Here is a 13,711-nt window from a genome sequence, read left to right as displayed (position 1 = left end):
CTTATTATTAATATTATTTATCAATAAGTTAAATAAATATGCTATGGCTATTTTGACATGAGAGAGTGCTGGAATAAAAAATTTTCGCATAAAAACACAATAAACAGCAACTTGGCGAGGGATTAACGTTTGATGGGGCTTTTGTCAGTGCATCTCAGGAGGATTCGGGCAGAAAAGAGCAGGAATATACGTGCTTTTGTTTAGGGATTTAGGATGGTTTATGCGGGTACCCGCCGGGTGGGTTACCCCTCTAATCTTTAGCTATCTTGCTGTTGTTGAACCTCACGTTGCCGTGCTTTTAAGGGCTGGCGCTGTAAACACCAGTAAGAATAGATCGCGTTAAATAGCACCACCAAGGCAGTTACACAGAATACAGCGCGGAAACCATAGCTGGCAGAGACCGCAGCCCCGAGTAGCGGGCCGCTGACATTACCGACATCACGAAACGATTGGTTATAACTGAAAATCCGGCCAGCCACTTGATTGGTGCAGTTATAAATTAGTAACGTCTGCACCGCAGGGAGCAATGCACCATCCGTTGCCCCCAGCAAGAAGCGCAAAATACCCAATTGCAATGGAGTCTGCACGAAAGCCATCGGGATCAAGATAAGCACTGACAGAGCCAGCATGGCAATCAGAATGCGTTCCGGGCCGATTCTATCACCCAGTTTTCCTAATCTCGGCGCGCTCATCAATGCAGCAACCCCTGGGACTGACGCAATCATGCCGCTGACGAAAGCCAAATTATGAATATCACCAGCCAGTTCGCGCACATACAGCGTCAAGATCGGCGCAATTGAGCCAGTAGCAATCTGGATTATCATGGTGGTGACAAACAGGCTCAGGATTAACTTCGGGTTCTTCAGGGAGTTAAATACTTGCCGCCCGTTAAGCATGTCTTTTTTCAGTACCGGTGCAAACTGCTCCCTGACATACAGCCAGGTTAGGGCAAAACAGAGCAACAACACCGCCGCGGTAATAAAGAATACCGGTCTCAGGCCATAGTTATCCGCTAACAACCCGCCGATCAGCGGCCCGATTAATGCACCGCTCACCCCACCGGTTGAGAGCGTCCCCAAAGCCCAGCCACTCTTATTGCGCGGTACTTGAGTGGCGATCAGTGCATTGGCATTTGGAATAAAACCACCCAGTAGTCCCAGCAGTGCACGTAATGCCAGAAACTGCCAGATATTTTGCGCCATACCCATTAAAACCATCACGATCCCCATGCCTAACGCTGAGCGTAATAGCATGATTTTCCGCCCTTTACGATCAGCGAGGCTCCCCCAGAAGGGGGCGGCAATGGCAGAAAACAGAAAAGTAATACTGAATACCAGACCGGACCACATATTCAATGACTGGTGACCGCTCACGCCTAACTCCTCCACATACAATGGCAAGAATGGCATGATCAAACTAAATGCAGCACCGGTTAGAAAACAGCCTAACCAGGTGACAAATAGGTTTCTTTTCCAGTTAACAGGTTGTGGCGCCGAGGTCATAAATTACCGATTAAGCAAGTGATTGCTTTGCGTCTCTTTATTCGTCAGCAGGGCGTTTGAAGGGGCGGCAAAGCACGAGAAGCAGATACTTAGCCTGATAAGTATGCGCTCATAGTGCAGCGACATCAATGAGATAAATATTAGTTTTTATAAAATGGAAAGGTGGTTTGACATGGATGGATATGCTTATTCTATTTGGTAATAACACAGGAGTTGTGGCATTAGCATGATGTTACAGCTGGCAGAGAAAACAGGAAAAACCACCCCGCCAAAGGCGCAGTGGTTAGTATGATATTCGTTATTTAGCGCCAGTGATTAGCGGTAAGCTTCATTTTTAGTCACGGAATAACGGCCACTACCCAGTAGCATGATAGCGACACCACCGAGGAAATACATAGCTTCGTTTTCCAAACCCCAGGCACCGACTTGGGTCAGGGTAAAGAATTTCCCCGTACCGACCATTAATACTGCAACCAACAGGTTAACGGCGTAAACGAACGCCGCAGGGCGGGTAAACAGACCAAGAATAATCAGGATCGGGGTGACAATTTCGCCGATGTAAACGCCATAGGCGACAAAACTGGGGATGCCTTGCGCCTGTAAAGACGCGGCTATCCAGCTGGTGCCATGCTGAATTTTGGCTACACCATGAAATAACATCAAGACACCGAACGTTAGGCGTAATAGTAGTTTGCCGCCGTTAGGATGGTCTGTTAATCGAGTGAACCAGAGATTAAGTGTTGCGAGCATATATATCCTTATTAAAAAAGAAAATAACCGGATAATAACTAGGATTAATTACTCTCAGTATCGTCAGATAAATCTTATTTGCCTAGCGGATAAATCTGACGAAGTGTATCAAAAAAATTGATATAAACTAATTCTCATTACCATTAGCAATATTCTATTTCTGAATAAGTCATGCTATTCATACAATGAAGGCGCGCCTTCTGGCCGGGTCTTAAAACGCCGGTGTAGCCACATATATTGGTCGGTGGCTTGGGCAATCTCTTTTTCGACCACTTTATTCATAAACGCGGCCGCCGCCACTTCATTATCTAACGGGAAGTTCTCTACTGCGGGTTGCAACAGCAGTTGATAACCTTTGCCATTAGGTAAACGACGCGGCGTGAAAGGAATAATTGCCGGTTTACCCATACGTACCAGCAGGTAAGTCCCAGTGGTGGTTGCCGCTTGATCGACAGCGAACAAGGGCACAAATACGCTGCTGCGCGGACCGTAATCGTGATCCGGCGCATACCAGATAATTTCGCCTTGTTTTAGGCTGCGGATCATTCCTTTCAGATCTTTGCGGTCTAACATGGCTTTATTTGAACGCATCCGGCCCCAAGTCTGCATCCAGTCCATGGCTTTATTATCATGCGGGCGATAGACACCGATGCCCGGATTGTAGATTCCGAAGATGCGGGCACCCAGTTCCAGCGTAAGAAAATGCAAGCCGATCAATAAAATCCCTTTGCCTTCCTCTCGCGCTTGTTGAATGTGCTCTAGACCACTAACGCTACACCAGCGCTCAATGCGCCAGTTCGGCCAAAACCAAGCCATGCCCGTTTCAAATAACCCCATCCCCACCGATTCAAAGTTCTTAACCAGCAGTTCATCGCGTTCAGCCTGTGGCATATCAGGAAAGCACAACTCGAGATTACGCTGTGTTATCCGTTTACGCCGTTTGAGAAAACGCATAGAAAAGCGGCCAAGGGAGGTACCCAGGACATAGATAACCGGGTAGGGGAGCAACACCAATAGATAGAGGATACCAAGGCCAAGCCAGGTCAGCCAATAACGAGGGTGTAGCAGTGAGCGTTCAAAAGAAGGAACTGGCATATCTGTTCTCTGCGTTATTGTAATTCAGTCGGACAGTTAACTATTTACTCTTGATAGCGGACATGTGGTTCTTTAACGAACCTCAATAGGCAGTTGCCGGTCATCCATACCAACGTATTCATCTGTCATTTAAGGTAGACTATTGTGACATTTTTAGTGGCTTACAGGAAAACAGACCGCACCAAAAAGCCATTTTTATGCCTTTTGGTTGAAGTTTCCGCCGATTAAATCACCTATCTGATGGTTAAATAACCATGATTGAATTTGGCTATTTGAACGGATTCAGTAAGCTGACTAACTCAGCCAGACTGCTAACCGCCATCTTTTCCATTACTTTAGCCCGATGCACTTCTACGGTTCTGACAGACACACAAGCTTTGTCGGCGATATCCCGATTAATCAAACCCTGCATAACCCATTGCGCAATCATCTGTTCCCGTGGCGTCAGCGAGGCATAACGCAGTTGTACCTGTCGGCGGGCCGTCAACTGCTCTGTGTGCTGCAAGCCCTGCTGTAAGGCGGTAATCAGCGGCGCTGTCGCGACTGGTTTTTGTAAGAAATCAACCGCCCCCAGTTTCATCTGCTCAACCGCCTGCGGCACTTCTCCATGGGCGGTAAGGAATATGACGGCCAGCGTGCTGTCTCGCTGGCGCATCTGGTTATAGACTTGCGTACCATCTAGCAGCGGCATACGAATATCGAGCAGTAATACACCAGATTGATATAAATCAGCCTGGGCCAGGAAACACTCACCGTCATGCCATACCTTCACTTTGTAACCCAGGCTTTCCAGCAAAAAACGGCAAGCGTCGGTGACGGCAATATCGTCATCAAGTAGATGAATCAGTGACAAGAGTAAGCTCCTTGCTTGGGTTAAGTGGCAGTGTCAGGGTAACGCGTAGTCCAATCTTATCATTGGCGGCCAGGTGGTTAAGTAGTGCCAGATTTCCGCCCTGGCGACAGATCAATCGCTGGCAAATGACCAGACCGAGACCGAGGCCATCACTTTTGGTGGAACGGAATGGGGTAAAAGGTTGGTTGAGCTGTTCGGCCGTCAGGCCACCGGCATCATCTTGCAAAATTAATATTGCCACATCGGCTTGCTGATAAGCACTGAACCATAACTGGTGGGCACCGGCCTGCAAACTGTTAGTGATCAGATTACACAAGACCTGATCGAGCAGCGTGGGCGGTAAATGCAGCGCTAATGATGCTTCGATATCAGTGTGCAACGTGCAACACGGCGCGGGATTGGTGGCTGCCAGTAACTGCCAGAGGTGATTAACCAGGGCAGGCAATGGCTGGCAGGTGGCAGAGCTGTTCGTGGCAGGCTGTTTTCCTGCCCACAGCCGTAAGTTAGCAATGGTATCAGCCCCGCGTTGGGCCTGATGGCTGATTTGATTCAAAATGGGCAGTAATGAGTGATCAGCCTGTTCCCGTTGCAGGCGAATAGCGCAACCATCGGCGTAATGCTGAATAGCGCTGAGCGGCTGATTTAGTTCATGAGCAAATCCCGCGGCCATCTCACCGAGAATACTCAGGCGCTGAGCTTGTTCCAACGCACTTTCCCTAGCCCTAAGTTGCTGGTGAAGTTGCTCCAATTGCTGGCTGCGACGGCGCACCAGAAACGCCACCCAGATATGATTGGCCGCGAGCAATAACAGAATCACCGCGATGGCGACGATCAACAGCCGATGCTGTTGCGCCCAATCAAGAGTTTGTTGCCAGAATTGCGGCTGTTGGGGATGTTGATTAATTGAACGTAATAAACTTTCGACCTGACTGGTGGAGGAGGGCGCACCCCATTGTGGTGTTTTGTCACCATCGGGGCTGAGCAAAATCCGCGTAACATTATCGGCTAATTCATCCGGTACCTGTGATAACGCGGCAAACGACCAATTCGGGTATAACTCGCTGCTGCTCAGGCATGGAATGGCGGTTTTCTTCGCCAATAGCGGCTTAAAGTCAGCAGTATGCGCTAATCCTTCTGCCTGCATATCTTCCAGCAGGCAGGTAGGCACAATAGCCGCGGAGATAGCGCGATCACGCAGCAGATAAATTAACGCATCCACCGGGAAGCCAGAAAAATGCAATTGAAAATCCCGTTCTGGTTGCAGCCCCGCATCGCGTAGCACTTTGTATCCTAATAAGTAACCGCCAAAGGCATCGGGAGAGACGGCACCAACGCGTTTGCCAATCAACCCTTGGGGATTATGGATATCACTGTCCGCGCGTACCAGAATAACACTACCGATCACATTGCGGCTGGTGCTGTCTGGCTCATGACTGGAACGCAAAGAGACCAACCAACGCAGAGGATAGTGGTTATCAATTTGCACATATTGCGCCGGATTGGTCAGCAGAAAATCAACTCGGTTCTGCTGCACCGCACTTTTCATCGCATTTAAATCCAAGGCTAATAACTGAAAGTGCTGCCCAGGCAAGTGCTGATTAAGGCGATCGGCCAACGGTTGCCAATGTGCTAGCGCCTGAGCATCACCGCGTAATGCCAGCACGCCAATGGTCCAATCATTGGCATGGGCGGTTGAAAACCACCAAAACAGCACTATCACCAGCCCTCTGAAACTCATGCATGTTCCTTTTTATGATCCCCGTCGCAGTGCGCAATTGTCCTGGATCAAGTCCTTAAAGGGAATGTGGAAAACCACAATAGGGCTTCTGCTCGTCGATTTCTACAATCCTTGAATTAAGAGCATTGTTATTAAGCAGATGAGAAGAAAAATGGATCAAGGAAAAAGAGCATTTCTACAGCGGCTCGGGGTGTTAACTGCTGGCGCAGCATTGGTGCCATTGGCGGATGCGGGCTGGCGGATGGAACCGGCACGCAAACAAGGTGATATCAAACGGCGCTACGCCATGTTGATTGATTTGCGCCGCTGTATTGGTTGCCAGGCATGTACTGTCAGTTGCGCGATTGAAAACCAACTGCCACAAGGCCAGTTCCGTACCACAGTTAATCAGTATCAAATTGCCCTGTCTGGGGCAGAAAGTGTCACCAATGTATTGCTACCCCGCCTGTGTAACCACTGCGATAACCCGCCTTGCGTGCCAGTCTGCCCGGTACAGGCCACTTATCAACGCCAGGATGGCATTGTGGTTGTCGATAATACCCGTTGTGTTGGTTGTGCATACTGTGTTCAGGCTTGCCCGTATGAAGCTCGTTTTATCAATCACAGTACCCAAACTGCGGACAAGTGTACTTTTTGTGTTCATCGTCTGGATGTTGGATTGCTGCCTGCTTGTGTGGAGTCTTGTGTCGGCGGGGCGCGGATTATCGGTGATTTACGCGATGGCAACAGTATATTGCGCCAAATGCTGCTGCAACATGCCGCTGACATCAAAGTGCTGAAACCGGAGCAAGGCACTCACCCTCAAGTGTTTTACCTCGGGCTAAATGACATTTTTACCCGACCATTGCAGGGCCAACCCGCGCTCTGGCAGGAGGTACACCCATGATCCGTGAAATTTTAGCCCGCCCACAAGATATCGCCTGGTTGCCTTGGGCGGTGCAGTATTTCTTTTTCATCGGACTGGCTTGTAGTGGCGTGTTGTTTGCCTGCTGGCAACGGATGTTCTCTCGCCATCAGCAAAATCCATTGGAGTTTGCTGCACTGATGTTGGCGGCGACTGCGGTGGTGGTTGCGCCATTGGCGCTCAATGCGGACCTACATCAACCGGCCCGCGTCTGGCACTTCTATGCCCACTTTACGCCGTGGTCGTGGATGTCATGGGGATCTCTTTTCTTACCCTTGTTTACCCTGCTGGTGTTGTCCTATTTTCTGGCGCTGACCTACAGCCGATTGCGGGCAAAACCATTAGCGCGATTATTGACAGGATTAGCCGGACTCTGTGCGTTTTCTGCTATCACTATTTTGCTCTATACCGGCCGCGAGGTGTCAATCCTGCGCGCCCAACCCCTGTGGTTTAGTTTATGGTTGCCACTGTTTATCTTCCTGACGGCCTGGCAGGCGATCCCGCCTTTACTGGCTACCTGGCTATGGCGTGAGCCGCACTATCAGGTGTCATTGGTGCGCTGGCAACTCATCAATTTAATGATGCTGGCGTTGGTTACTGTGCTGTGGGCCAGTGGTGATAATGCCTCGGCACAGGCTCTGCGCTACTGGGCTATGCATGCCCAGACTCTGGCAGCATTTCCTGTGGTGCTGTGGCTATTGCTTTTGGCAATGGCGCTGTTCAACAGGAAAAAAACCTTATCAAGCGGGATGGTAGTGGCTCAGGCACTGGCAGCCCTGACGTTGTGTTGGTCGGTACGTTGGCTATTGCTGATGCACACTCAAACGTTGCCTAAATACAATGTGTTAACCAATCCCTATTCGTTGCCGCTGGGGAGTGAAGGATTGCTGGCCGTGGTGGGTACATGCGGATTATGGATAGCGGTGATTATTGCTAGCCGTGAAGGTGTCAGATGGCTTGAACAACAATTCTCAAGTGAAAAAATAGTCTCAAGTGAAAAAACAGTTTCAGGCGAGAAAACAGTGGAAGGAGAAATGCATCATGGTTAAGTCTACACGGCGTCAATGGTTAAAAGGCAGTTTAGCCTTGGGCGGAGTGGTTGCATTTGCTGCCAGTTATCATGCTGTAGCACGCAAAACATTGGCTGGCCTGATTGATGGTAGTGCCGGAAAGCTTACACTCGATCCTGTTAGTGCCAACGCATTAGCACCAGAAGGACGTATTGGGCAGCAGTGGCAGGCCAATCCGCAACAAGCGGTTTCAATGACACAATGTTTTGGTTGTTGGACCTTGTGTGGCTTACGGGTGCGAGTCGATACCCAGCACAATAAAATCCTGCGCATCGCCGGTAACCCTTATCATCCGTTGTCTCATGACCACCATTTTCCGTATCAGTTACCACTAAGTGAAGCGCTGCAACGTTTAGGTGGAGAGTCAGGCATGGCCGGGCGTTCAACGGCCTGCGCGCGCGGCGCGACGCTATTAGAGGGGGTCGATAGCCCTTATCGTATTACCGAGCCAATGAAGCGCGCCGGGCCACGGGGCAGTGGCAAATGGCAGCGTATCAGCTTTGAGCAATTGGTGGCGGAAGTGACCGAAGGCGGTGATCTCTTTGGCGAGGGGCCGGTTGAAGGGTTGCGGGCTATCCGTGACCTGATTACCCCCATTGATACTCAGCAGCCCTCATTGGGGCCGAAAGCCAATCAGTTACTGGTGACTAATGCCGGTGATGATGGGCGCGATGCTTTTATCCGACGCTTTGCTCATCAAGCGTTCGGCACTAAAAATCTCGGTAGCCACGGGGCATATTGTGGTTTGGCGTATCGTGCCGGTTCAGGTGCGTTGATGGGGGATTTAGATAAAAATGCCCATGTTAAGCCAGATTGGGATAACGTCCGTTTTGCCCTATTTTTGGGGACGTCGCCCGCACAATCTGGCAACCCATTTAAGCGGCAAGGGCGTCAGCTAGCCAATGCTCGCCAGCGTGATGATTTCAATTATGTGGTGGTCTCCCCCGCGTTGCCACTGACAACCACATTGGCTAATCAGCATAACCGCTGGGTTCCCGTGTTGCCGGGGACGGATGCGGCACTGGCAATGGGGATGATTGGTTGGATTATCGAACAGAATCGTTTTAACCACACTTATTTGTCCGTTCCCGGTGAGGTCGCCATGCAAGCGGCGGGTGAGCGCAGCTGGACCAATGCCAGCCATCTGGTGATAACCACTGAAACCCATCCCTTGGCAGGCCAGTTCCTACGTGCCAGCCAGCTAAGTGGTGAGTCAGTGGCCGAAGCTGAAGAGAGTCCGGTATTAGTGCAAGTGGCTGACGGTACATTGCAGCCTGCTGCACTAGCATTACACGCTCAATTGTTCGTCATGCGCGAAGTCACCTTACATGATGGTCAAATTGTGCAGGTGCAATCAGGTATGGCGTGTTTGCGGCAAGCGGCAGAGCGTTTTACTCTGGCAGAATACAGTCAGCAATGCGGCGTCCCAGCAGAAACGATGGTTGGTTTGGCGAAAGAGTTTACTGCTTACCAGCGTCAGGCGGCGGTTATCTCCCATGGTGGCATGATGGGGGGTAACGGTTTTTATACCACCTGGGCGGTCATGATGCTCAATGCCCTGATTGGTAACTTGAATCTTAAGGGTGGGGTTTCGGTTGGGGGTGGCAAGTTTGATGGTTTTGCTGATGATCCTCGCTATCAGTTAGCCACTTTTGCTGGAATGATAAAACCAAAAGGCTTACCGCTATCGCGCAGCAAGCAGCCCTATGAACAATCGCAAGAGTATCAGCAAAAGATTCAGCAGGGTCAGCCTGGCTATCCGGCCCGTGGCCCATGGTATCCCTTTGTCGGTGGGCAATTGACCGAACAATTGGCACCGGCATTGGCGGGTTATCCCTATCCGCTTAAGGCATGGATTAGCCATATGACTAATCCGCTGTACGGGGTCGCGGGGCTGCGTAACTTGATTGAGGCGAAACTACAAGATCCACGTCAATTGCCGCTGTTTATTGCCATTGATGCTTTTATGAATGAAACCACCGCATTGGCTGATTATATCGTACCGGATACCCATAATTTTGAGAGTTGGGGATTCAGTGCGCCCTGGGCCGGGGTACTGGTAAAAGCCAGCACGGCCCGCTGGCCTGTGGTGACATCACGTACTGCCCGCACGGCTCAAGGCGAGCCGGTGGCCATGGAGAGCTTCCTGATTGCAGTGGCCAAGGCATTGCAATTACCGGGGTTCGGTGCCAATGCGATGCAGGACAACCAGGGAAACAATTTGCCGCTGGAGCGGGCCGAGGATTACTATTTACGGGCCGCGGCCAATATTGCTTATGGCGGTGAAAAACCACTGCCACCAGCCTCTGATGAAGAACTGAAATTAACCGGCGTCGATCGCTTATGGCCCGACTTACAACGCAGTCTGCATATTGATGAGCAGCGCCGAGTGGCTTACCTGTTGGCGCGTGGTGGGCGTTTTGCGCCTTATGAGAAAAGTTGGAATGGCGATGCCACCGGGCCGCAGTGGAAAAAACCACTGCAAATCTGGAACGAAAATGTCGCGCAACATCACCATGCGATTACCGGCGAGCGTTATAGCGGCTGTCCGACTTGGTATCCACCTCGTCTGGCAGACGGTTCCGATGTCTTTACCCATTATCCGGCAACTGACTGGCCTTTGCGCTTGATGTCCTTCAAGTCTCATCTCATGAGCAGTTCTACTGCGATGATTGAGCGTTTACGCGCGGTCAAACCCACCAATTTGGTGGCGATTAATCCAACCGATGCTCAGCGCTACGGGATACAGCACGGTGACAGTGTGCGCCTGATGACCCCCGGTGGTCAGATGGAGGTACAGGTAAGTTTATTGGATGGTGTTATGCCTGGTGTGGTTGCTATTGAACATGGTTATGGACATCGCGAGATGGGTGCCAGAACACATTCGTTGGATGGTGTTATCATGGCGTCAGACCCGCGTATTGGTCAGGGGAGCAATCTGAATGACTTGGGGTTTACTGATCCAACGCGAGAAGTCCCCAATACCTGGCTGGATTGGGTCAGTGGTGCCGCGGTCCGGCAAGGGCTACCAGCCAAATTGGAAGTGATTAGCTAACAGGCTATCAATTTTGACTTAAATCCCTCTCAATTGAAGAGGGATTTTTATTTCTGCGTTATGATATTTCCGATGTATAAATGAGTTTCATTCATTCTTATCGGAGAGCCGTCGATGGCAGTAGCAAGACTCAGTGCGGGTTTATTGGTCGTCGGTGGCATATTGGGTTATATGGGGGCTTACTGGCAAACCCTCTCTTTGCTGATTGCTGCCGGAGTTGCCTTACTCACTGGGATCGTTCTTTCCGCTTTTACTGATAGTGATTACCGCTAAAGATGTTACGCAGTAATGTTTCAGGTATTATATGCGCCGCACGGGCTGCCCGTGGTGAAACATCAGTTCTATTGTGCAATGAATTAACGTGATTAGCCGTCTAATGAATTACCTAACCCATTGAGCAGCAATTAAATTTTTATCAGTAACCTCTTCGAAAGACAGGAACGTACACCATGCCAGTGTTACATAACCGAATTTCTAATGAGGAACTTAAAGCGCGCATGTTGGCTGAAACCGAACCGCGCACCACAGTTTCTTTTTATAAATATTTCACTCTGGAAGATGCCAAAACCTTCCGTGACGACCTCTATAGTCAATTTGTTAAACTCGGCGTGTTTGGTCGGGTTTATGTGGCTAAAGAGGGGATCAATGCACAAATCAGTGTGCCCGCTAATCGTTATGATGAGTTCAAAACCGCGTTGTTTGCCGCACATCCTGCACTGGATCAGGTGCGGCTGAATGTGGCTCATGAAGATGATGGGAAGTCATTCTGGGTGCTGCGCATGAAAGTTCGCGAACGCATTGTGGCGGACGGTATTGATGACGAGAGTTTCGATCCCAGTAATATAGGACATTATCTGAAGGCCGATCAGGTCAATCAGATGATTGATGATCCCGATACTTTGTTTGTTGATATGCGCAATCACTATGAGTACGAAGTGGGCCATTTCGAAAATGCTATTGAAGTCCCTTCTGATACTTTCCGTGAGCAATTGCCAATGGCGGTTGATATGCTGCAACATGACAAAGAGAAAAATATTGTTATGTATTGCACTGGCGGGATTCGCTGTGAGAAAGCCAGCGCCTATATGCTGCACAATGGCTTCAAAAATGTTTATCACGTTGAGGGCGGTATTATCGAATATGCCCGTAAAGCAAAAGAACAGGGGTTGCCGCTGAAATTTATCGGTAAAAACTTTGTTTTTGATGAGCGGATGGGGGAGCGGATCTCTGATGATGTGATAGCCCACTGCCATCAGTGCGGTACACCTTGCGACACGCATACCAACTGTAAGAATGATGGCTGCCACTTACTATTTATTCAGTGTCCGACCTGTGCGGCAAAGTTTGCTGGTTGCTGTAGTGATATCTGTCAGGAAGAGCTGAAGTTGCCGCAGGAAGAGCAACGGTCCCGCCGTGCTGGGCGCGAAAACGGCATCAAGATTTTTAATAAATCGAAGGGATTGTTGCAAACTACCATGCACATTCCGATGCCAGAAAAGAGCACAGATAAAAAATAGTCGTAGGGTTAACCTACTGGATGTACTATTAAAGTTAGACGTTGTCGGTTATTTTATTCGATAGCGTCTTTTTTATGCCATTTTTAGAGCAATGGCGATTCCAATACAAGGATTGATAATGACAATACCTGGAGTGAGTAGCCAAGGGCTACGGTTAGTCACGATGCTGGCTATGCTGGTGGTGATTATGGCGGGAATTAAAGCGGCATCGCCGATCGTGGTTCCATTCTTGTTGGCTATATTTCTTGCTATCGTATTAAACCCTTTAGTGAAACTGTTGGAGAAAATAAGAATTCCCCGCACCTTAGCTATTGTCTTATTGGTTAGCATTATTATTTTACTCATGGCATTGCTCTTTAGCCGCCTGGGTTCTTCATTAAATGAGTTTGCCCGCTCGTTGCCGCAATATCGTGGCATGATGCTGGAAAAAATGCGCGACCTGCAAGAGTTTGCAATGCGCTTTAATATTGAGTTCTCGGTGGATGACATTATGAAGCATGTCGATCCTAGCACCGCGATGAACTTTGTGACCCGTCTCCTGAGCCACCTTTCTGGTGCCATGGCTAGTATGTTCTTGCTGCTGATGACGGTGGTCTTTATGTTGTTTGAAGTGGAACGACTGCCTTATAAAATGCAGTTGATGTTTGATAACCCAGAGCAAGGGAATGCGATTCTCAAGCGTGCACTAAATGGTGTCACTCATTATCTGGTGATCAAGACGGTTATTAGCATTGCGACGGGGATTGTTATTTGGTTATTCCTGGCAGCGATGGGGGTCAGATTCGCTTTCCTTTGGGGGCTACTGGCTTTCGTCCTCAATTACATTCCTAATATCGGCTCCGTATTGGCGGCTATCCCACCCATCGTTCAGGCACTGTTGTTTAATGGTTTTGCTGATGCTTTTGCCGTTACCTGCGGGTATATTTTGATTAACCTGATTGGTGGTAATATTATTGATCCACGGATGATGGGGCGTGGTTTGGGTCTATCAACCTTGGTGGTGTTCTTATCCTTGATTTTTTGGGGGTGGCTACTCGGGCCGATTGGTATGCTGCTTTCCGTTCCATTAACCATTATTGCCAAAATAGTATTAGAGTTAACACCAGCCGGTTATAAAATCGCCGTGTTATTGAGTGATGGCAAACCGGCCAAGGTAGAGTAGTGCAAACTGCGGATATCGTATTTATTGCTGGGCCACAGGTGGGAAGCTATCTGGTGGCCCGGCCA

The 13,711-nt window shown here is 49.5% G+C and carries 11 protein-coding genes; 6 read left to right on the top strand and 5 right to left on the bottom strand.

Annotation, left to right across the window (positions count from 1 at the left end):
- Nucleotides 1-257 precede the first annotated feature (257 nt).
- From mdtG to ttrS, 5 genes are all read right to left on the bottom strand, one after another.
- Entirely contained in the window at nucleotides 258-1,502 is a 1,245-nt protein-coding gene (gene mdtG, locus V2A85_RS06555; protein ID WP_083158502.1) for a multidrug efflux MFS transporter MdtG, read from the bottom strand.
- Between the two features lie 315 nt (nucleotides 1,503-1,817).
- The gene (locus tag V2A85_RS06550) at nucleotides 1,818-2,252 is read right to left on the bottom strand and encodes a DoxX family protein (protein WP_083158503.1); all 435 of its coding nucleotides are present in this window, start codon (nucleotides 2,250-2,252) and stop codon (nucleotides 1,818-1,820) included.
- Between the two features lie 174 nt (nucleotides 2,253-2,426).
- A complete protein-coding gene (locus tag V2A85_RS06545; RefSeq protein WP_420071097.1) occupies nucleotides 2,427-3,347 on the bottom strand; it encodes a Kdo(2)-lipid IV(A) acyltransferase in 921 nt (306 codons plus the stop codon).
- A 268-nt stretch (nucleotides 3,348-3,615) separates the two neighbouring features.
- Nucleotides 3,616-4,200 carry a tetrathionate respiration response regulator TtrR gene (gene ttrR, locus V2A85_RS06540; RefSeq protein ID WP_420071096.1) on the bottom strand — a complete coding sequence of 195 codons (585 nt, stop codon included), beginning with the start codon at nucleotides 4,198-4,200 and terminating at the stop codon, nucleotides 3,616-3,618.
- Nucleotides 4,178-5,938 carry a tetrathionate respiration histidine kinase TtrS gene (gene ttrS, locus V2A85_RS06535; protein WP_420071095.1) on the bottom strand — a complete coding sequence of 587 codons (1,761 nt, stop codon included), beginning with the start codon at nucleotides 5,936-5,938 and terminating at the stop codon, nucleotides 4,178-4,180. The genes ttrR and ttrS overlap by 23 nt, the downstream gene beginning before the upstream one ends.
- A 151-nt stretch (nucleotides 5,939-6,089) precedes the next feature.
- Between ttrS and ttrB the strand changes: the two genes are divergently transcribed.
- From ttrB to V2A85_RS06505, 6 genes are all read left to right on the top strand, one after another.
- Complete coding sequence (ttrB, locus tag V2A85_RS06530) at nucleotides 6,090-6,824, top strand: tetrathionate reductase subunit TtrB (protein ID WP_372559287.1); 735 nt, start codon at nucleotides 6,090-6,092, stop codon at nucleotides 6,822-6,824.
- Nucleotides 6,821-7,891 (top strand): tetrathionate reductase subunit TtrC, encoded by a 1,071-nt coding sequence (gene ttrC, locus V2A85_RS06525; RefSeq protein WP_420071094.1) that lies wholly within the window; start codon nucleotides 6,821-6,823, stop codon nucleotides 7,889-7,891. Before ttrB ends, ttrC begins: the two co-directional genes overlap by 4 nt.
- Nucleotides 7,884-10,967 (top strand): tetrathionate reductase subunit TtrA, encoded by a 3,084-nt coding sequence (ttrA, locus tag V2A85_RS06520; RefSeq protein ID WP_420071093.1) that lies wholly within the window; start codon nucleotides 7,884-7,886, stop codon nucleotides 10,965-10,967. The genes ttrC and ttrA overlap by 8 nt, the downstream gene beginning before the upstream one ends.
- Nucleotides 10,968-11,081: 114 nt before the next feature.
- The gene (locus tag V2A85_RS06515; RefSeq protein ID WP_372559284.1) at nucleotides 11,082-11,240 is read left to right on the top strand and encodes a hypothetical protein; all 159 of its coding nucleotides are present in this window, start codon (nucleotides 11,082-11,084) and stop codon (nucleotides 11,238-11,240) included.
- A gap of 176 nt (nucleotides 11,241-11,416) precedes the next feature.
- Nucleotides 11,417-12,484 (top strand): rhodanese-related sulfurtransferase, encoded by a 1,068-nt coding sequence (locus tag V2A85_RS06510; RefSeq protein ID WP_372559283.1) that lies wholly within the window; start codon nucleotides 11,417-11,419, stop codon nucleotides 12,482-12,484.
- 118 nt (nucleotides 12,485-12,602) lie between these two features.
- Entirely contained in the window at nucleotides 12,603-13,646 is a 1,044-nt protein-coding gene (locus tag V2A85_RS06505; protein ID WP_372559282.1) for an AI-2E family transporter, read from the top strand.
- The last annotated feature ends 65 nt before the right edge of the window (nucleotides 13,647-13,711 follow it).

Origin of the sequence: Yersinia sp. 1252 StPb PI, from assembly GCF_048593885.1 — a bacterium.
Taxonomy (GTDB): Bacteria; Pseudomonadota; Gammaproteobacteria; order Enterobacterales; family Enterobacteriaceae; genus Yersinia; species Yersinia enterocolitica_E.
The sequence above is the reverse complement of the archived record's forward strand: the minus strand, read 5'-3'. Positions and strand labels throughout refer to the sequence as shown.